This is a genomic window from Paenibacillus lactis (assembly GCF_017873605.1).
Taxonomy (GTDB): Bacteria; Bacillota; Bacilli; order Paenibacillales; family Paenibacillaceae; genus Paenibacillus_AQ; species Paenibacillus_AQ lactis.
Window position 1 is genome coordinate 1 of record NZ_JAGGKI010000006.1, and the last position, 19,607, is coordinate 19,607.

General features: G+C 52.4%; 17 protein-coding genes and 1 riboswitch. Of the genes, 13 read left to right on the forward strand and 4 right to left on the reverse strand.

The genetic code is table 11. The features are described 5' to 3' along the window. Positions 1 to 121: 121 nt before the first annotated feature. Entirely contained in the window at positions 122 to 562 is a 441-nt protein-coding gene (locus J2Z18_RS12925) for an Lrp/AsnC family transcriptional regulator (protein ID WP_007130121.1), read from the reverse strand. A gap of 161 nt (positions 563 to 723) precedes the next feature. Here J2Z18_RS12925 and namA point away from each other — a divergent pair, with 161 nt between their 5' ends. Next, positions 724 to 1,746, forward strand: a complete 1,023-nt coding sequence (gene namA, locus J2Z18_RS12930; protein ID WP_007130120.1) for an NADPH dehydrogenase NamA — start codon at positions 724 to 726, stop codon at positions 1,744 to 1,746. Between the two features lie 32 nt (positions 1,747 to 1,778). Here namA and J2Z18_RS12935 read toward each other — a convergent pair whose 3' ends face one another. Beyond that, positions 1,779 to 2,681 carry an AraC family transcriptional regulator gene (locus J2Z18_RS12935; protein WP_007130119.1) on the reverse strand — a complete coding sequence of 301 codons (903 nt, stop codon included), beginning with the start codon at positions 2,679 to 2,681 and terminating at the stop codon, positions 1,779 to 1,781. A 123-nt stretch (positions 2,682 to 2,804) separates the two neighbouring features. On the opposite strand from J2Z18_RS12935, the gene J2Z18_RS12940 reads away from it, so the two are divergent. Continuing rightward, positions 2,805 to 3,581, forward strand: a complete 777-nt coding sequence (locus tag J2Z18_RS12940; RefSeq protein ID WP_007130118.1) for a phytanoyl-CoA dioxygenase family protein — start codon at positions 2,805 to 2,807, stop codon at positions 3,579 to 3,581. Between the two features lie 420 nt (positions 3,582 to 4,001). Then, a complete protein-coding gene (locus J2Z18_RS12945; RefSeq protein WP_034275186.1) occupies positions 4,002 to 4,634 on the forward strand; it encodes a YdcF family protein in 633 nt (210 codons plus the stop codon). Positions 4,635 to 4,637: 3 nt separating this feature from the next. Here J2Z18_RS12945 and J2Z18_RS12950 read toward each other — a convergent pair whose 3' ends face one another. Next, on the reverse strand, positions 4,638 to 6,083 hold the full coding sequence (locus tag J2Z18_RS12950; protein ID WP_007130116.1) for an ATP-binding protein: 1,446 nt from the start codon (positions 6,081 to 6,083) through the stop codon (positions 4,638 to 4,640). A gap of 213 nt (positions 6,084 to 6,296) precedes the next feature. Continuing rightward, positions 6,297 to 6,378, forward strand: a riboswitch (ZMP/ZTP riboswitch). A 64-nt stretch (positions 6,379 to 6,442) separates the two neighbouring features. Between J2Z18_RS12950 and purT the strand changes: the two genes are divergently transcribed. From purT to J2Z18_RS12970, 4 genes are all read left to right on the forward strand, one after another. Beyond that, a complete protein-coding gene (gene purT / locus J2Z18_RS12955) occupies positions 6,443 to 7,603 on the forward strand; it encodes a formate-dependent phosphoribosylglycinamide formyltransferase (protein WP_007130115.1) in 1,161 nt (386 codons plus the stop codon). A gap of 379 nt (positions 7,604 to 7,982) precedes the next feature. Continuing rightward, positions 7,983 to 9,341, forward strand: coding sequence for an MATE family efflux transporter (locus J2Z18_RS12960; RefSeq protein WP_007130114.1), 1,359 nt, complete (start codon positions 7,983 to 7,985; stop codon positions 9,339 to 9,341). Positions 9,342 to 9,437: 96 nt separating this feature from the next. After that, a complete protein-coding gene (locus J2Z18_RS12965) occupies positions 9,438 to 10,133 on the forward strand; it encodes a response regulator transcription factor (RefSeq protein ID WP_007130113.1) in 696 nt (231 codons plus the stop codon). Further along, positions 10,130 to 11,233, forward strand: a complete 1,104-nt coding sequence (locus J2Z18_RS12970) for a sensor histidine kinase (RefSeq protein WP_007130112.1) — start codon at positions 10,130 to 10,132, stop codon at positions 11,231 to 11,233. Before J2Z18_RS12965 ends, J2Z18_RS12970 begins: the two co-directional genes overlap by 4 nt. 135 nt (positions 11,234 to 11,368) lie before the next feature. On the opposite strand, the gene J2Z18_RS12975 is transcribed toward J2Z18_RS12970, so the two are convergent. Beyond that, complete coding sequence (locus J2Z18_RS12975) at positions 11,369 to 12,466, reverse strand: glycoside hydrolase family 88 protein (RefSeq protein ID WP_232239450.1); 1,098 nt, start codon at positions 12,464 to 12,466, stop codon at positions 11,369 to 11,371. 372 nt (positions 12,467 to 12,838) lie between these two features. Between J2Z18_RS12975 and J2Z18_RS12980 the strand changes: the two genes are divergently transcribed. From J2Z18_RS12980 to J2Z18_RS13005, 6 genes are all read left to right on the forward strand, one after another. After that, positions 12,839 to 13,021 carry a tautomerase family protein gene (locus J2Z18_RS12980; RefSeq protein WP_007130110.1) on the forward strand — a complete coding sequence of 61 codons (183 nt, stop codon included), beginning with the start codon at positions 12,839 to 12,841 and terminating at the stop codon, positions 13,019 to 13,021. Positions 13,022 to 13,027: 6 nt separating this feature from the next. Beyond that, the gene (locus tag J2Z18_RS12985) at positions 13,028 to 13,981 is read left to right on the forward strand and encodes an ABC transporter permease (protein ID WP_007130109.1); all 954 of its coding nucleotides are present in this window, start codon (positions 13,028 to 13,030) and stop codon (positions 13,979 to 13,981) included. A 15-nt stretch (positions 13,982 to 13,996) separates the two neighbouring features. Beyond that, entirely contained in the window at positions 13,997 to 14,869 is an 873-nt protein-coding gene (locus tag J2Z18_RS12990; RefSeq protein WP_007130108.1) for a carbohydrate ABC transporter permease, read from the forward strand. A 126-nt stretch (positions 14,870 to 14,995) separates the two neighbouring features. Then, positions 14,996 to 16,576, forward strand: a complete 1,581-nt coding sequence (locus J2Z18_RS12995) for an extracellular solute-binding protein (protein ID WP_007130107.1) — start codon at positions 14,996 to 14,998, stop codon at positions 16,574 to 16,576. 107 nt (positions 16,577 to 16,683) lie between these two features. Beyond that, a complete protein-coding gene (locus J2Z18_RS13000; protein ID WP_007130106.1) occupies positions 16,684 to 17,733 on the forward strand; it encodes a response regulator in 1,050 nt (349 codons plus the stop codon). Continuing rightward, complete coding sequence (locus J2Z18_RS13005; protein ID WP_028407272.1) at positions 17,730 to 19,601, forward strand: cache domain-containing sensor histidine kinase; 1,872 nt, start codon at positions 17,730 to 17,732, stop codon at positions 19,599 to 19,601. The genes J2Z18_RS13000 and J2Z18_RS13005 overlap by 4 nt, the downstream gene beginning before the upstream one ends. Positions 19,602 to 19,607: the final 6 nt, after the last annotated feature.

Genomic DNA, 19,607 nt, shown 5'->3' on the forward strand with positions numbered 1-19,607 from the left:
ATTTTATTGTCAGGCTAGCGTCTTTAGGCGCAGTTTGGCAACAAGGGGTTATACCCCAAGAGCAAACCACCCGTTTGACGGGTGGTTCTGATTAACCGATTCGGCGCTTGCCGAAATCCGGCTACTCTTCAACCTGTGAGGGCAGCAGCACCCTGTTCTCAATCGGGGACGACATGACGATCAATGTCGTGGAATCGCCGAATTGTCCTGTTTGGTTAATGAACGCTTCGAGTGCCCGCATCGAGTCGCAGACCACTTTTATAAGATAATTATGTTGACCGCTGATACGATGGCATTCGACAACCTCGTTCGATTGCTCGCAGAAAGCAATGAAATTCTCGCAATGCTTCGTATGGAACAGTAAATACGCCATACAGTGCTTGTTCAGCTTCTCAGTCGACACGACGGCCCGATATCCGATAATGACGTCCTGCTCTTCCAGCTTGCGGACCCTCTCGGTTACGGCCGGCTGAGACAGCCCGATGAGCTTGCCTAGCTCCGTCATGGAAAGCCGTGCATGATTTTGCAGCAATTCGAGGATTTGGACATCCGTTCGATCCACATGCGCACCTCCTTAGAAAATAAAGCGTAAATCCCGAAACTTCCTTGAAAATTGCGGTGAAAATAATGAAAAACCTTTAACTTTCCATTCTCGCTTGCGCCTTCATCATATAGGATTAAGCCATGAGATGCAAAGCATAAAAAACGGAGAGGAGAGCAGTTATGTCCATGTTATTCAGTCCGATTACCATCCGCGGCGTACGGTTAAAAAACAGAATCATGATGTCGCCGATGGGCACGTTAGCAGCAGACCAAGAAGGGAAGCTAACCGAATGGCAGTATTTGCATTACGGCGCGAGGGCGATCGGCCAAGCGGGATTAATCATGATTGAGGTAACGGCCGTTGAGAGGACGGGGGCAGATCCGGGCGGATTGGGATTATGGGATGATGGGCAGGAGCAGCGGCTTCGAGAGCTTGTGAGCATGCTGCACCGGCAAGGGACGGCTGTTGGCATGCAGCTGGGTCATGCCGGCAGGAAGAAGGAGCAAGGCACCGGCTTCTCTTCGTCAGGGGCAGCGTATCGGGGGAAAAGGACGAAGCCGATGACGATTGCGGAGATCGAAAGGGTCATCGAGGCCTTCAGGAACGCGGCTGTCCGTGCTAGGCGAGCAGGCGTTGACGTCATAGAACTTCACGGCGCTCACGGTTACCTCATCAATGACTTTTTGTCCCCTTTGACCAATCAGAGAGAGGATATGTATGGAGGTTCAAGGGAGAATCGGTACCGCTTCCTCGGGAGGACCCTTGAGAAGGTGCGGCAGGTTTGGAACGGTCCTCTATTCGTGAGAATCTCTGCGGAAGAATACCATCCTCATGGGAACCATATCGAGGATCACCTTGACTTTGCCGAGCGGATGAAAGCGCAAGGGGTCGACCTCATCGACGCGAGCAGCGGGGGCGTAACCGATCAAAAACCGGAGGTATATCCAGGCTATCAGGTTGCCTATGCGGAAGCGATTCGCCGTCAGATTGGAATGCCGACCGCTGCAGTCGGGTTGATTACCTGCGGGAAGCAGGCTGAAGAGATCCTCCGCAAAGGTCAGGCCGATCTCATCGCGGTTGGCCGTGCCCTGCTGAAAGACCCGTTCTGGCCACGGACGGCAGCCGAGCAGCTGGGAGAAACCATATCTGAGCCGGCCCCATACCGTAATCAATGGTTCACCACCGGATATACAGAGGGTTAACAGCAGAACGATCAAGCCGAATCGATGAGCTGTTATTCGGTACGTGCTGCCAAGACTGCTTTAAATTTAGCGCGGTATGCTGCCGGTGGTACGCCCTTCGTCATGGTAAACAATCTCGTGAAGTAATGGACGGACGAAAAGCCGGTACGCTCGGCAATCAGCTTAATCGGTTCATCAGAAATCGTCAGCATAAGCTCAGCGGCTCGAATTCGCTCCGTTCGGACGAAGCTGGAAAATGACTCATGGATGCAGGTTGCGAACAATCGCGACAGCTGGCGAGGGGATATATTCAAAAATCGTGCAACCTCGCTTAAAGACAGCTGCTGACGGCCCAAGTTATCCCTGATGTAGAGCTTTGCCCGCTGAACAAGCTGGGCGGAGTGGGAGAAACCGGTGGAGATTTCCGGCCCTTTCGGGAGCGTGTCCTTTTTGCCGAACATGACGGAAAAAGACTCAAGCAGCGCATGCGCGAGGGGCGGCAAGAGCGTAACCGGCAGTGATTGGCCTGGCTGTTCATGGATGAGCAGCGATTTCCACAGATGGATTGACGGCGCTTCGCGGGCATCCTCAATCCATACCGGCCCTCCTTCCAGGACACGCAAGTAGTTCATGGCGTGATCCTCAGCCGGATGGTTTCTGACTTCAAAAGCAACGAATAACAAATCCAGTTGATCGACATTTTGGATCCGATGGTAAATATCTGGCCTTGAACAAAAGGCTGTGCCTTGTCGCAAGGGAAAATCGACGCCGGCTTCAGTATAGATGCCTTCGCCATTGTCAACGTAACAAATCTCCAGGAAGGAATGCTTATGCATCGCATTGGTAGCCAAATTCCGGACGCTTCCCCAATAATGTACGAGAAAGGAAAGACGCTCGCCCGGCAGATGCCCGGCATACCGATTGAGCCGCTCCTCGCTGTGGGTCCATTGAATCATCGTTATGAACACCTCCTTGGCGTAATTGTACAAATTGTGGTCCTCGCTGTGCAAATACGTCGATGCATGAGCTGCCTATAATGAAACCAGAACCAAAACAAGATTGAGGAGGGTTTCTAAGGCATGATTAATGAACAAGATGTCCAATTTTACAAAGATTATGGGTATCTGCTGGTCCGGAACGTGTTCGATCCGGCGGAAGTGGAAGAGATGCGGGAAGCGGTTGAGAAGATTATCCGGAGGGCGGCGCGCGCCAAGGCGGATCAGAACCACGCTTGGCAGGGCGATTATCTGCCTCCCGAGCAGCTGAAGAAGCTGGTGCTGAAAGGGTTTCATGACGTACACTATCATGATGCCGCTTTCATGCGCGCCGCCATCCACCCGCGAATGACCGCCGTACTGCAGCAAATTATCGGACCGAATGTGCAGCTTCATCATTCCAAAATGCTGGTGAAGCCTCCCTCAAACGGGGCAGCCTTTCCGATGCACCAGGATTATCCTTACTTCCCTCATCGTGATCATACCATGCTTGCGGCAAGCATTCACCTGGATGATGCGGATACGGAGAACGGATGCTTGTGTGTCGTTCCCGGTTCCCACAAAGAAGGAATACTTCCTCATGTAGGCTCGTATTACCTGAACCACAAGGAATATCCGATATCGTCAGGGACACCTTGTCCGGCATCGGCGGGAGATGTACTCTTCTTCAACTATCTGACCATCCATGGGTCGGACGTTAACCGCAGCGAGCGAACAAGGCGAAACGTGTTGTTCCAATATCGGGATGCATCGGATCTGCCGACGGCCAATGTTCACTTTGATTGGGGGATGGGGCTGATGGTTAGCGGTGAAAATCCCGACTTTAATAACGTGAAGCCGAAGTACGAGATCGTGGGCTAGCAATGTCATGGCTGAAAAGAATTGTATTCGGATGAGAAGAAAGGATAAATCTCAGCTAAAGGCGACGGTTAAACAGGGATGCTTTGAATCCCTGTTTTTTCATTTTGCGTGGCAAGCGTCGTGGCTAGCTCGATCTAGTCGCTGCTCCGGCTTCGAGCCGCTCCACCTCGATCTTACCTCTGCCCCATTCATCTAATCCGTATATCTAATTCGTGCATCGATCGCTTACATCTAACCCGTCCTTGATCCTCGCACCTAGTGGACTTAAGCCGGTAAAGGAGCTTATAACCTAATGAAAATACCGGGGGGAGAGAACCGGTATGGTAGAATGGAGTCGTATTGAACGGATTCAGCTCCTATCAATTTAAAAATCAACGCTTTGCTGCGAAAAGGCTTTCGAGGAAGATCGGGGGGGAGTTTGTGAATAATGTAAATCGGTCTCGCAAAGTCGTAGGAAGCCGAAGAAAGACGATCCGGCGAATCGTCCTCTCAGCTGCTGCCGTTATCATGGCATATATGGTTTATGCGGCCGTCGCCATATGGACTTACGGAGCAAAGACCGAGCCTGTAAAATCCGATGCCGCCATTGTACTTGGAGCGGCCGTGTGGGGCGATAAACCCTCCCCCGTATTCCAGGGACGCATTGATCATGCCTTATGGCTGTATAAGCATCAGTATGTGGATAAGCTGATCTTTACGGGGGGACGGGGATCGGACCTTGAGTCGGCGGAATCCGAGGTTGCCCGGGATTACGCGATTGCCCGGGGAGTTCCGGAAGCAGACATTCTGATCGAAACGGTGTCAAAGATAACGGAAGAGAACCTGTCCCATGCCCAAGCGGTCGGTGAACAAGAAGGTTTGTCCACGTATTTGATCGTCAGCGACCGGCTTCATATGAAGCGGGCGATGACGATGGCGGACGATTACGGAATGAAGGCATATCCGTCACCAACGGATCGAAGTGCATATCAAAGTTTCCGGAGCAAGGTTCCATTCCTGCTTCGGGAGATGTTTTATTACACCGGTTATGTCGTGCTGTCGCCTTTTCGCTAATATCTATAAAGCAGGCAGCTGAATCGTAAAGCTGGTGCCCTGCTCCGGGGAGCTCTCCACATGGATCGATCCGCCGTGATTATGGATGATGTTTTTCGTAATCATATATCCGAGCCCGGTTCCGCTATCCTTCGTTGTGTAGAAGGGCTGTCCCAACGACCGGATCTGCTCTGGCGTCATGCCGATACCATCATCCTGGACGATGATATGGACATCGCTGTCGCTTTGCTGAATGGTCAGCGTGATCGTTCCTCCTTGATCCATCGCCTCCATGGCGTTCTTCAGCAAATTGATGAATACCTGCTTCAGTTGATTCGCTTCGCCGTGAACGTATACAGGCTCGGCAGGGAAACGCGGGATGATCTCGATATTGTTCAGCGCAGCCTGGACCTTCATCAGGGTAACGATTTGTTCGACGATGCCGAGCACGTCAAATGGCTTGCTGACATGGGAGGTTTCCGGCTTGGATAGCACCAGCAGTTCATTGACGATCAGCTCGATCCGTTTGAGTTCCGATTCGATGATATCGAAATACAGCTTATTGCTTTGCTCCGACGAACGAAGGAGTTTAATGAAGCCGTTAATTGACGTGAGCGGGTTACGGATCTCATGCGCGATTCCTGCTGCCAATTGTCCTGCTGTCGTCAGCTTTTCGGACTGCATGATGCGATCCTCTTCCATCTTCTGCTCTGTGATATCTTTGAATATGCTAAGTGCGGCCTTTTCGCCTCTATAGGTGGTGACCAGCGTGATACCGGAGACGATTTTTTGTTGACCGTCCAAACAGCGGATAAGATATGTAACGGGTCCGATTTCCCGATATTCCGCATAACGCGTTCTTCGCCTTGCAAGCTTATGATGCGAAGAGGGATCAACCACGACATCGGTTGAAATTCCGAGCACGTCAGAGACATTCGAGGCGTGAAGCAGCCGTAGCGTCGCCTGATTTGCGTACTGGATCATGCCGTACTTTGTAATGAGCGCGGAAAGCGGGAGCTCTTCCAGGAGCTGCTGGAAGCCTTCTTCCTTCTCAACCAGTTTCATCTCCTTCTGTGTCAGCTGTTCCTGGAGCTCGTAAACAGGGGTGAGATTCTCAAATTGGACCAAGCAATGGCGGAACGGCGATTGCGCTTCAGCGGATGCCGAAAAGTGAAGCTTCAAATCCAGATTCCGTCCGGCAGGATGTTCGTATTTCATGCCAACTTGGAGTGCGGTCACCTGAGAAGGCTTGAGCTGGAAATCTCCCGTCTTGTGCCTAATCACTTCCTGAATTCCGCCGATGTTCGTCGCTTTCAGCGCTCCATCCATTAATTCTTGTTTGGAGCAGCCCAATAACTCACACAAAGCCGAATTGACTTGAAGCACTTCTCCGTCGATTGAAACGATGGCCATTCCGATGATGGCGTGTTCAAAAGCAAAGTCCTGACGCTGGACAGAATAGGGGAGCACGGCAAGTCTCCTTTCAATTGACTGTAAGGTTTGATCACCCCCCTATTATATGTGCTGGATGCGCTTTCATCAATGAAAGGGCGATAGATTTGGTAACTTGCGCGCATGGAACGGATTGGTCAGTGGCCGCTTTCGGTGATTGTCATGAGCGGTCATATTGCATTCATATTGCATTCATGCTCAATATTCAGTATGATTTAGCTGACAATGAGTAGGTCGATGTGTGACTGGCGCTGCATGGGGGAACCATGAGGGAGCACATGGATGACGACAGCCGTACGCCTGGGCAGAGGTAAGGGAAGTTTATTTTCCCTTACCTCTTTTTAATATTTCTATTTTGAAAAGGGGACTGGAGAACGATGTATAAAACGAAAAAAATGCTGCTGCTGGGATCCGGAGAACTCGGAAAGGAAGTCATTATCGAAGCGCAGCGGTTAGGTTTGGAGACCGTGGCGGTAGACCGATATGCCGACGCGCCTGCCATGCACGTCGCGCATCGCCATTACGTCATCGATATGCTCGACGGCGCCAAGCTGAGGGAAGTCATCGAGCGGGAACAGCCTGATCTGATCGTTCCCGAGATTGAGGCCTTGGCCACATCCGAGTTAGTGAAGCTGGAGGAGGAGGGCTTCCGCGTCATTCCTACCGCAAGAGCGGCCAAGCTGACGATGGACCGGGAGGGCATCCGCAGGCTTGCTTCGGAGAAGCTCGGATTGCCGACGGCCGGATACCGCTTTGCGGATAACTATGAACAATTCGAGGTCGCGGTAAGGGAGATGGGCTTTCCTTGCGTAATTAAGCCGCTTATGAGCTCTTCAGGGAAAGGGCAGAGCGTCTGCCGATCGGAGAGCGACATTGAATCATGCTGGAACAATGCAATGGAAGGCGGGCGCGTACAGAACGGCCGGGTGATCATCGAGGAGTTCATCACCTTCCAGTCGGAAATCACACTGTTAACGGTTCGTTCGGTGAGCGGGACAAGCTTCTGTCCGCCGATCGGACATGTGCAGGAAAGCGGTGACTATATCGAATCCTGGCAGCCTCATCCGATATCCGAGCAGCAGATGAAGGAAGCCGAGCGCATTGCGAGGGCCATTACCGATGAATTGGGCGGCTTCGGATTGTTCGGCGTCGAGCTGTTTCTGACCGAGGATCAAGTATATTTCAGTGAGGTATCGCCTCGCCCGCATGATACCGGATTAGTTACGCTGGTCACGCAAAATCTGTCCGAATTCGCGCTTCATGTCCGGGCCATCCTCGGTTACCCGATTCCGGAAATCGTGCTGATCACCCCGGGCGCCAGCCGTCCGTTGAAAGCACCGGGTGAGCTTGAAAACTACAAGATTACGGGCGCCGAGCAGGCGCTCGCGGTACCGAGCACACAGGTTCGTCTATTCGGCAAGCCTGTGACAAAGGCTGGCAGAAGAGTAGCGGTGGCCTTGTCGACCGCAGGCGAGGTGGAGGAAGCGCGATCTCGTGCCAAACAGGCATTGGACAAGCTTGGGGTGGAAGAAGCATAACGGTGTTAGCCTTCTTCCGAAGTGCGCCTTATCCGCTTATGCTTGATATCAAATCCATTTGAAGAATGCAATACTGCCCAATAGCGAGAGGTCAGCCGGATTGCCAACGGCTGGCCTCTTTTCCATAAGAGGATACGTTAGATCCCTATCTACGAATGGCCATACGATGATCGGAAAGGCAGTGCCATGGAAATTATTTAGATTTTGAATATAAACCTGCATCACTTTTGCCGTTGTTCATGATAAGATACACAAGAAAACAGCATTCGTGCTGCCCGGAAGACCCATCGCCCGATAAGCGACCCGGTGTGCAGCAGGAAACCATACATATTAGAAAAAAGATGTTGAATGGCGAACTTCACATCATAGGAGAGCACTCATGAAAGATATGACACAAGGCAGTCCGATTAAACTGATCATCATGTTCACGATCCCGCTGTTAATCGGCAATCTGTTTCAGCAATTCTACAATATGGCCGACACGCTCATTGTCGGACGCACGATCGGCGTGAACGCACTGGCGGCCGTCGGTTCGACCGGAAGCATTATGTTTTTTATTATCGGCTTTGCGCAAGGCCTGACGGCAGGCCTCTCCATCATTACCGCGCAGAGGTTCGGGGCAAAGGATATTGCTGGTGTGCGTAAAAGCGTCGGCACGAGCTTTTGGATCAGTATCGTTTTCACGATCGTCCTGACCATCCTTAGTATCGTGTTTACGAAGCCTGCCCTTGTCATGATGAACACGCCGGTTGAAATATTGGATGATGCTTATTCGTATTTGATCGTAATCAATGCTGGCGTCGGCGCAGCGGTGTTATTCAACCTGCTGGCCAACCTGCTTCGGGCGCTCGGGGACAGCCGCACTCCGCTATTGTTTCTGGTTATCGCAAGTATTCTGAATATTGTGCTGGATCTCGTGTTTATACTCGTCTTTAAGATGGGCGTAGCGGGTGCCGGGCTAGCAACTGTCATCTCACAGCTGTTCTCTTGTCTGCTCTGCCTGATCTATATCCATAAAAAGGTTCCGTTGCTGCAGTTCAAAACGGCCGACTGGTCGATCGATTGGACGTTTATTGGCCAGCATATGCGGGTGGGCTTCCCGATGGGCTTTCAGGCATCGATCATCGCCATCGGGGCGATTATTCTTCAGATTACGCTGAACGGTCTTGGCGCACTGTCAGTTGCGGCTTACACAGCGGCTCAGAAGATCGATATGCTCGCTACCCAACCGATGAACTCCTTCGGCGTTACGATGGCAACCTTTGCGGCGCAAAATTTCGGGGCGAACCGGATCGACCGGATTCGGCTAGGCGTCAAGCAATGCATTTTGCTCTCGGGATCGTTTAGCATCCTGGTGGGGGTGCTTGTTATTGTTGCAGGTCCGGCCGCCGTCTCTTTGTTTGTCGGTCAGGGACAGGAGCAGCTGCTGGATCTCAGCGGCCAGTATTTCCTAGCGAACGGAACAACCTATTTGCTCTTATCTTTGCTGTTCATTTACCGGTTCTCGCTGCAAGGGCTTGGCCAAAGCTTCATCCCTACCGTCGCCGGCATTATGGAGCTGATCATGCGCGTCGTTGCCGCTATGTTCCTGTCGGCTCTGATCGGGTTCCCCGGGGCATGTCTCGCCAATCCGCTGGCTTGGCTGGGGGCGCTTATTCCGCTTGGAACAGCGTATTATTTAAGCATGAAGAAGCTGAGCAGACCCGCTCAGCCCGCCTCGATACCGGTTCAGACGTAACGGATGATTCGGATTATCCGGGACGCCTGGAGCATCCCTAAATAAAAATAGAACAACTCAAGGCATGAAGATTAATTCCAGCAAGGAGAGTCGGGAATGAGGACGATATTAATCATCGATGATGAGCCGAACATCCGGGAAGTTCTTGTGTCGTATCTCCAAAGAGAACAGTACCGGACGCTGGAGGCGGCAAATGCTAAGGAAGCATTGGAGCATATGCGGGACGGAAAGGTGGACCTGATCATCCTGGATTTGATGCTGCCCGACATGGACGGCGAGCAGCTCTGTGCCCACATCCGTTCATTCAGCCCGGTTCCGATCCTGATGCTGACGGCGAAATCCGCAGCAAGCAGCCGGCTCAAGGGCTTTTCCTCCGGAGCGGATGATTATGTCCTGAAGCCGTTCGATCCGAGGGAGGTTCTTGCACGAGTCAAGGCCATCTTGAGACGGTCCGGCGATGATGCCGAGCTGCTGTCAGATGTTACGGTGTATCGGCACGGGGCCCTTGTCATTCATTCGGGCAAGCACGAGGTGACCTGCCATGGACAGGCCGTGAGCTTGACGCCAAACGAATATAAACTCCTTGTACTGCTGGCGAAATATCCGGGACGTCATTTCTCCCGTGAGGAGCTTGTTGAACGGGTTCTTGGTTTTGATTATGACGGCGATATCCGCACCATAGATCAGCATGTCAAAAATCTAAGGCATAAGATCGAGCAGGATCCCAAACAACCGAGGTTTATTATAACGGTGTACGGCTTTGGCTACCGGTTCGGAGGCGAGGAATCATGAAGCGAAGGCTGGATCTGCGGCTGGCTGCCATCATTATCAGCATCACGACCGGGATCTTGATTATGTTTACCGGGATCAGCATTTTGACCAACCATTATCATATCGCGATGTATCAGCAGCAGACCGCGGAAGGGCACGGGATCGACCAGCTGAACTACCATCTGGAACAGGCTCAGATGCAGTCGATCATACTGACCTGCATACTGTCGATCGCCCTTGCCACGGTGACCGGCATTTACGTGGCAAGACGTATCTCCGCGCCGCTGGTTCAAATGAAGCAAGCGGCTGAGAGGATGACGCGAGGTGATCTGGCCACCCGAATTCATGTAGATGGCGAAGATGAGCTCGCCGGGCTTGGAGGTTCGCTTAACGAGTTGGCTTTGCAGCTTCAGAAGCAGGAGCAGCTTCGCAGAAGCATGACCCAGGATATCGCGCATGAGCTTCGTACGCCGTTAACCACGTTAAAAAGCCATACCCGTGCATTGGAAGACGGAATCTGGGAGCCGACGGCTGAACGGTTTCGCACTTGCTTGCACGAGATCGACCGGTTGATCGATCTCGTCACCGAGCTTGAGGATCTGCATGATATGGAATCGCCCGAATTCCGCCTTTGCCTAGCCAGGCAGGATATGTCGAAGCTGATGGAGCGGGCGGTGCTGCTGGTCAAGCCCATGTATCTTGAAAAACAGGTGAAGCTGAAGTATACCAGCGGACCGCCGATGCCTGCGATGGTCGATGCCGATCGAATCCACCAGGTCCTGGTGAACATGCTGAGCAATGCCCTTCGACATACCCCTATGGGGGGACGTGTGCGAGCAGAGCTTATAGCCGAGAATAAGCATGTACTGGTGCGTATCGAGGATAACGGCCAAGGCATCAATCCGGACGATTTGCCCTTTATTTTTGAAAGATTCTATCGTGGGGATAAATCAAGGAATCGGAATAGCGGCGGAAGCGGAATGGGGCTTGCCATCGTGAAGCGCCTGGTAACCGCCCACGGCGGCCAGGTATGGGCTGAGAGCCGAGGAGCGAATCACGGCAGCTGTTTCTTCATTCGATTGCCGATCGAACGCACGGGTACCGTCCCGATACAAACATAACGAACAGCAAGCGCCAGGGAAGGCGCTTGCTGTTTTTAGTTTTGACGCGATCGTGCGTATCGGACAGGCATTAAGATCAAAGCAGGAAGCAGCCGATTGGAAGCGAAGCATTGGCATTACAATTCCATGGTCGGATCAGAAGATCCGTTGCTTCCAGCCCATGAGCTTTGCGGCCGATTCCAGATAGTAGTAATCGCCGTATATCAACGACACATTGATATTTTGACCCGCGGGCTTATGGCCGGTTGCCCCTTTCAGAATGCCTTCGTACTCCGGATCGTCCCATTCGGCGTATCGTTCGGTTAATGAGTCCATGATTTTTACGGCATGTCGTATGTAAAGCGAAGCCTCGTTCTTCGGTACGAGAGCGGCGATTTCGAGCAATCCCGAGGCGGCGCAGGAGGCAGCGGAGGTGTCCGGAGGCTCGAGCTCCGTATCTGATGATGTTGAAGCCTCTACAAGCTCTGTCCGGAAATCCCAGGCAGGAACTCCCTCCTCACCGAGCGCGGCGATAAAATAATGCGCAACCCGTTTGGCAGCATCAAGGTATTTGGCGTCGCCGGTATACCGGCAAGTGTTTGCCATGCCGTGCAAAGCCCAGGCAGCCCCCCTGCTCCAAGCCGAGTCCGGTCCGAAGCCTTGGCCGCCAAGCGCACCGATATAGTCTCCCGTTACGGGATCGAAGATGCAAATATGCTTGACAGAGCCGTCGGCTCGAATGAAATGCTCGATCACTGTGTCGGCCTGCTGGGAGGCGATATGGGCGAATCTCGGATCGCCCAGCTCCTCGGATGCCCAAAAGAGAAGGGAAAGATTCATTGTGGAGTCAATAATGGACCAGCCTTCATTGCCGTGGTTCCAAGCCGTCCGATCAACCGTGTTCCAGGCCCGGATATAACGACCCGCCGGGTTGAACCTTCCTGCTAGCATCGTAGCTGCCAGTAGTCCTCTGCGCCTGGCATCCGGATCACCGGTTAATTTATGCTTAATGACCGCCGTCGGCAGAAATTGAAAGCCAACATCATGATGGAAGTTGTTCTGTGAAAAGAAAGCCTGCTCCAGCTTGACGTCCCACTCCCATGCTCGTTCCTTATACGCGGGATCCTTGGTCATATCGTACATGATCCACAGCATGCCCGGCCAGAAACCCGATGTCCACCAGTCAATGCGGGTTGAATCGTATTTGCCGTTCACTGCTGCGTGCGGGACCTTATTTGCCAGCTGGACAGCCATTCTCGACAGCTTATCCTCCAGCAGCCTCCACAGCCCCGCATGGGCATCATGCCCCGGGCTGAGGCGGCCCGCCTCCGATATTACGCGGCCCTCTGTATGATTTTCGCTCATGATTTACCTCCGTTCGGATCGTGATTGATGCGATCATAATCGCTCGGGTTTGCTTCATTGTTCCACAAGCAGCCTTCTTTTTCCATACTTCCGATCGAACTTCTAGTAAAATGACAAGCGCGTCTTATAAAAACACAAGCCCGGTGGTTTCGCCTAAAAAAAACACAAAGGAGCCGATGATCTTCCATTGCTGCATGGCTAGCCGGGCTCTTAGGATATGAGTATTCATATTCACACCATAAGCAAGGGAGGCGAATGCCGTTGCCGCAAATTACGATCAAAATGTACGAAGGGCGGTCGGATGCTCAGAAGGAAGAAATCGTCGAGGTTTTTACCAGGGAGCTGTCCCGAATTATCGAACGGGAGCCCGAGTTCATCAGCATCCGATTTGACGAGATTCCGATTAATGAGCATGCGCCGGCCAATTTGAGAAACAAGAGGTGAGGAAGGATGGCCGATCGAAATCATGCGGCTGGATTGGGGACGCTCAAGAATAAACGCAAGAACGTATTAGGCTTCATGTGGAAGTACAAGGCGCTGTACTTGATCTCGCTTCCGGGACTTTTGTTCTTCGTCCTGTTCAAATACGTGCCGCTTCTCGGCTCCGTGATCGCGTTCCAGAATTATAATCTGTTCGCAGGCGTTACGAAGAGCCCGTGGATCGGTCTGGAGCATTTTGAACGGATGTTCTCGCATTATGATTTCTTGAAAATCCTGCGCAATACGCTTTTGCTGGGAACGTACGACATCTTGTTTGCTTTTACGGCACCGATCGTACTGGCGCTGCTGTTGAACGAGGTAAGACTCGTGCTGTACAAAAAAATCATTCAGACGATTTTTTATGCGCCGCATTTTCTGTCGTGGGTAATTGTAAGCGGTATCTTCGTCGGGATTTTATCACCGAGCTCGGGAATCGTGAACGTCATTCTCGGATGGTTCGGCGTTGAGCCGATTTATTTCCTCGGCGAAGATTCCTATATCCGGACCGTGCTGGTCGGTTCAGGCTTGTGGCGGGATGTCGGGTGGGGGACAATCATCTATCTGGCTGCGCTGGCAGGCATCAACCCCGACCTGTACGAAGCCTCGAACATCGACGGGGCGGGAAGATGGCGTCAGACGCTCAGCATAACGCTGCCTGCGCTGCTTCCGGTAATTACGATTCTGTTCCTGCTGAAGATCGGCGATTTTCTGGATTACGGGTTCGAGCGCGTCTTTGTTTTTCAGAATCCGCTCAACATTCAATCCAGCGAAATTCTGGATACGTATATCTACAAGGCCGGTTTGCAGCAGCTTCAGTACAGCTACGCGACCGCGATCGGGCTGTTCAAATCCGTGGTGGGTTTGTTCCTGATCGCGATAGCCAATGCCATCAGCAAGAAAGCGACCGGCGAGTCGCTGTATTAGAGGGGGGTGACGAAGGTGAAATACGATAGTCCCGGCAGAAAGCTGTTTCTCGCAGGCAATTATATGTTCCTGACCCTTCTCGCGCTGACCATGCTGCTGCCGTTTCTTAACGTCATTGCCCAATCGTTCAGCAGTCCGGGCGCGATCGATCGGGGCGTGGTGATGTTCTGGCCGGTAGAATTTACGCTGGCGTATTATGAGCATGTGTTCCAAGATGTTTCGATCTGGCGAGCGTTCGGGATCAGCGTCTACATCACATTGCTGGGGACATTCATCAATCTGGCGGCGACCGCATCCCTTGCGTACCCGCTTTCGAGACCGGAGTACGTGGGAAGAAAGACGATCATGGTGTTCATTCTGATGACGATGATCTTTACGGCTCCACTCATTCCGCAATTTATTCTGATGCGTGAGTTGAGCCTGGTGAACACCCTCTGGTCCCTGATGCTGCCGACGGCGATAAGTGCTTTTAACCTGTTCGTGCTGCGGACCTTCTTCGCTCAAATTCCGAATGAACTGATCGATTCCTCGCGTATCGACGGGTGCAGCGAAGCTAGGACGCTGTGGAGCATCGTGCTGCCGTTATCTAAGCCGGCGCTTGCCACTGTGGGGATCTTCTACTCGGTGACCAACTGGAACAAGTATATGGATGCGCTCTACTATATCAACGACCGTGCAAAGTATCCGCTCCAGGTGAAGCTGAGGGAGCTCCTCGTTAACGAGGGGATGACGGATACGGGGAACATGGCATTTGAAGCGAGCTCCCAATCCGTGCAGGGCGTTCAGATGGCCGTCATTCTTGTCGCCACGCTGCCCATTATCCTCCTGTACCCGTTCCTGCAGCGCTTCTTCATCCATGGGATGATGATCGGTTCGATCAAAGAATGATTCTAAAAAAACGACAAACCGGGCCAAAGACATTCCTTGTGACTACCATAACGGCTCTCTATACTGAGGTTAAGTTTGAAAGCGCTATTATATAGCGGACATTCTAGCTTGAAAAGAGGGGGATTTATGAGTAAACGCTGGAGACGTGTGATCACGGCCGGACTGGTGCTTGCCATGCTGGCAGGCTGTTCAGGCAATAACGGCGGCAGTAACGGAGCCAACGGAGTGGGCGGCGAAACGCAAGGGGGTACTGATGGAGGGCCGACGAAATTCTCGATCTCCATGCGAACGCTGAACGTATCCTACGTGGAGAAGAATCCGGATATCAACAAGGACAAATACGTGCTGGAGCTGGAGAAAATGACGAACACGGACCTGGACATCCGGCTGATCCCGCATAACGAGTATCAGGATAAAATGGTCCAGATGTTCGCGACGAACGACATTCCGGATGTCGTTCAAGGTACCGGCGGGATTAGCGGTCCGGAGCTCGCGGGCGCTGTAGAGAACGGCGTGTTCCTCCCGCTGAATGATCTGCTCGAGGAGCATGGTCAGGACCTGCTTCAATTCATCCCGGAGGAGGCCTGGAAGCGGATGACCGATTCCAAGACAGGCAATATATACGGTATTCCGGAGATCCTGTCTAACCCGTCCCGGCGCGCGACATGGATTCGCACCGATCTGCTGAAGAAGGTCGGGAAGGAGGTTCCGACAACCGTTGAAGAGACGCTGGATGTGCTGCGTGCATTCAAGGAGGCGGGAGTGGAGCAGCCTTATGCCGGCCGGCAGAACTTTAAATATGCCGATACCTTCTTCGGCGCTTATGACGTGCTGGGTTATCTGAACCAGTTCAAAGTATTCCCTGACGGCAAGGTAAAGCCTAGCTTCTTCGATGAGGAGAATATGAAGAAGGCAATCCAAATCTACAAAACGATGCATGAAGAGGGATTGATCAGCAAGGAGTTCGCAACGATCGAGAGCGCGGATTTCAAATCCATCGTCACGAGCGGCAAAGCTGGCATGTGGTCCATGAATGCGAACGAACTCCCGATTTGGGGGACTCAGCTTAAAGAAAATGTGCCTGAGGCGGAGGTTGCGCTCATCCCGTCGCCTGTCGGCCCGGACGGAAAGGGCGGATATGCCCATTATAACCCGGTTACGCGGTCCTTCTTCATCAACGCAAAAGCCAAGGACAAGGCAGCGGATATCGTCAAGTTCTTCAACTGGATGGTCAGTGAAGAAGCGGAGCTGTACTTCAGCTTCGGCATTGAAGGCGAGGATTATCAAGTAACGGACGGCAAGCCGGTATTCGAGGTTCCAACGGATGCCGCCGGCGCGGATAAAATGCGGTATCTAAACTATTGGCTGTGGATGGTTCAGGATACAACCTACAACAAACGCGTATCCGAGCTGTCCGATTCCGGCAAAGCGCTGATCGATGCGTTCGATCATATGCTTGCAAGCGAAGGGCGCCGGGGAATTGAATTCGATCCGAGGCTGGAAGCCATGGTGAAATATCCGGAGCTGACTCCGAAATCCGACGAGCTGCCGCCGCTGATTCTCGAGCATGTGCTTCGAATGGTATACGGCCGGGAGCCGATCGAGGATTACGGCAAGGTGCTGGAGGAGTACCTGTCAAAGGGCGGCAGCGAGATCATCGAGGAGGCAACGAAGCGATTTAACGAAAAAGAAAACGCTTTCGAATAAGTGGAGCTTGTTTTAGTATAGGGTGGAAGATACTCCTCTGCTTATCCATTGCAGGGGAGTATCTTGCTAACCCTATACACACTCGCTAATCCGAAAGGGGAATGGGAATGTACCGCGTTCTGGTCGTTGACGATGAACCTATGATAAGAATGGGCCTTACCAAACTGATAACTCAGGCGGATCCTTCCGTGATCCTGACGGAAACCGCCGGCAACGGCATCGAGGCGCTGGAAGCGATCCAACAAGCCCGGCCGGATTTTATCTTCACGGATATCCGTATGCCGAAAATGGACGGTCTGGAGCTTAGCCGGCAGCTGCATGAGCACTATGGCGATATCACGGTTGTCGTCGTCTCCGGTTACGGGGATTTCGAGTACGCCCAGAAATGCATGTCATATGGAGTGAAGGAGTATTTGCTGAAGCCGGTTACCAAATCAGTGGTGCACCATACGATCAGCAAGCTCATGACGGAGCGGAAGGCGCTGCTTGAGAAGCAGCGGGGGTATTTTCCATTATCCAAGCTGGAAGCTTGGCTTGAGCAGTTGGAGCTCGCCGTATGGCATTTGCAAATGAACGAAATCCAGGTAAGGCTTCAAGAAATCGAGGAATACTGCCAGGAACGAAAGCTCGAATCGATTCAGCTTCAGGATTTGCTGGGTGAGCTGTATGCGAAACTAATCAAGCAGCTAAACAGCAGGGATGTATACACTTTTGAGCGAATGGCGGGATTTCTTAAGGCGGAGTCCGGCAATCCGGGGAATATGTTTCAAGCATTCCGGCAAGCCGTGGAGCAGACCGTCCAGCAGATCCGGGCAAAGCGCAAAGGCAATGCCAAAGAGCCCGTCGAGGAAGCCAAAGCTTATATCGAGCGCAATTTGTCCAAGGATCTTTCGCTAGACGAGGTGTCGGATATGCTCGGATTGAATCCGTCTTACTTCAGCCAGCTGTTCAAACAATTGACGGATGAAACCTTCGTGCACTACCGCATTAAGAAAAGGATGGAGATGGCCAAGAAGCTGCTTGCCATCCCGCATTACAAAATAACGGACATCTCGTTTGAGGTGGGCTATGCGGATCATCCCCATTTTACGAAAACCTTCAAGAAATTTACCGGATACACCCCTTCCGAATACCGGGAGCTGTTGGGGATCGAATAATGAGAAGGAGCTTGTCCCGCCAAATCTTTCTGTATTTCCTAATTGTCGTACTATTCTCCCTGACCACCGTCGGCGTGTTTTTCTACCTCAAATCGTCCGAAGCCATTGATGAACAGGTGGAGAAATATATGACGACTGTCATAACGAATGCCGCACGCCAGACGGATAGTCAGCTGCAGATGTTCGAGCGGATCAGCAATACCATTCTCCTTCAGGATTCGGTAAAAAAATTTCTGGATATGGACCCGGCCGACAGCTACGAGCATTACCGGTTCACCCATTTGATCCGAAAAGACGTATTTCAGAAAATCTTTATTCAGTATCCGACCCAAACGCATATGATGTACATCCTGGGGTACCATGGCCGATCGATCTTCGATCAGAATCAAAATTTCTCCGCCATGTCGATTGATCCGTCGGATCGGCTGCAGGAGCTGATGGAGAAGACGCCGGACAACGGCGAGATCGCCATTCTCAAGACGAGTCTGCTGGAACAAGATCGCGGCAATGTCATTACGGTCGCCCGGAAAATCCGCGGCATGAGCACGTATGACGTAAAGGGCGTTCTCGCTATCGAGTTTAATGAAAACCAGCTGTCGAGCCTATGGAATGGCGTTGATCTGGGTGAACAGGGCTTTTTCTTCATCCTTGACCGCGAGGGTGAGGTGGTCTATGCACCGGATCACGTTGATATGAACGGGATTACGGCAGGCGGCTTGCCGCAGCGCATTATTGCCGAAGGGGATAAACGCTTCATTGAACCGGTGCTTGGCGAGCGCACGATGATCATATCGAGGCAATCGGATTATTCGGGATGGAGCCTGGTCATTATGATGCCGCTGGAGGAGCTAAGGGCGCCCATTTCTAGCATCCGATCGACCACGATGATTGTTGGATTTGTCACATTGATTATAGCGCTTGTCCTGGCATACCGGTTCGGTAAATCCATCGTCGATCCGATACGGAACTTAAAGAACGGCATGCGCCAGACAGAGAAGGGAAATTGGACCCACATTACGGACGCCAAGCCGCGTGAGGATGAAATCGGAGGGCTGATCCACAGCTACAATCTGATGGTCAGCCGGCTGTCGGACATGATCGAGCAGGTATACGATACCGAGCTTCACAATCAGAAAACGCAGCTGGAGCTCCAGAACATTCAGCTGGAGCGGCAGCGGGCGGAGTTCCAGGCGCTGCAGCTGCAGATCAATCCGCATTTTCTGTATAACACGCTCGAAACGATTAACTGTTATGCGATCGTGCAGGACTCCGATGAAATTTCGGAGATGGTGGAGTCGATGGCCTTCATGCTCCGATATTCGATTCAGACGAATTTGGAGGAGATCACGATCGCGAATGAGCTCAACCATGTCCGCCATTACATGATCATCCTGAAGCACCGGATCGGACGGGACTTCGAAATCGAGGTGGCAACGCCGCCGGAGCTGCTGCTGGAAAAAATGGTCCGGCTCTCCCTGCAGCCGATCGTCGAGAACATTTTTCAGCATGCGTTTCCGGAGGGGATTGAGCCGTGGCATTATATCCGAATTGACACCCGCATCGAAGGGGATCAGCTGCTGGTGATCGTGGAGGATAACGGTTCCGGCATTCCGGAGGCTAAGCTCGGCCGGCTGCGCCGGCGATTGGAGAAAAACCGTCTCATGGACGAAGATGAAGGACGGAATGCCCGCCGCAGAGGCGGGATCGGGATCGTGAATGTACATCGGCGGATACAGATGGTGTACGGCGAGGATTACGGCATCAAGATCCGCAGTCAGCCGGGATCGGGAACCAAGATCGTGATGACGATGCCGCGGATGGAACGCGTTAATGATCAGGAGAGCAGGCTGAAGCAGCTGCAAACGTGACGCTGC

What these genes read in the sequence shown, in the direction of transcription:
- J2Z18_RS12965 (WP_007130113.1), top strand. Translation starts at nt 9,438, where the DNA reads ATGAGGACGATATTAATCATCGATGATGAGCCGAACATCCGGGAAGTT.
- purT (WP_007130115.1), top strand. Translation starts at nt 6,443, where the DNA reads ATGTATAAAACGAAAAAAATGCTGCTGCTGGGATCCGGAGAACTCGGA.
- J2Z18_RS12960 (WP_007130114.1), top strand. Translation starts at nt 7,983, where the DNA reads ATGAAAGATATGACACAAGGCAGTCCGATTAAACTGATCATCATGTTC.
- J2Z18_RS13000 (WP_007130106.1), top strand. Translation starts at nt 16,684, where the DNA reads ATGTACCGCGTTCTGGTCGTTGACGATGAACCTATGATAAGAATGGGC.
- namA (WP_007130120.1), top strand. Translation starts at nt 724, where the DNA reads ATGTCCATGTTATTCAGTCCGATTACCATCCGCGGCGTACGGTTAAAA.
- J2Z18_RS12935 (WP_007130119.1), bottom strand. Translation starts at nt 2,681, where the DNA reads ATGATTCAATGGACCCACAGCGAGGAGCGGCTCAATCGGTATGCCGGG.
- J2Z18_RS12975 (WP_232239450.1), bottom strand. Translation starts at nt 12,466, where the DNA reads ATGGCTGTCCAGCTGGCAAATAAGGTCCCGCACGCAGCAGTGAACGGC.
- J2Z18_RS12995 (WP_007130107.1), top strand. Translation starts at nt 14,996, where the DNA reads ATGAGTAAACGCTGGAGACGTGTGATCACGGCCGGACTGGTGCTTGCC.
- J2Z18_RS12970 (WP_007130112.1), top strand. Translation starts at nt 10,130, where the DNA reads ATGAAGCGAAGGCTGGATCTGCGGCTGGCTGCCATCATTATCAGCATC.
- J2Z18_RS12940 (WP_007130118.1), top strand. Translation starts at nt 2,805, where the DNA reads ATGATTAATGAACAAGATGTCCAATTTTACAAAGATTATGGGTATCTG.
- J2Z18_RS12985 (WP_007130109.1), top strand. Translation starts at nt 13,028, where the DNA reads ATGGCCGATCGAAATCATGCGGCTGGATTGGGGACGCTCAAGAATAAA.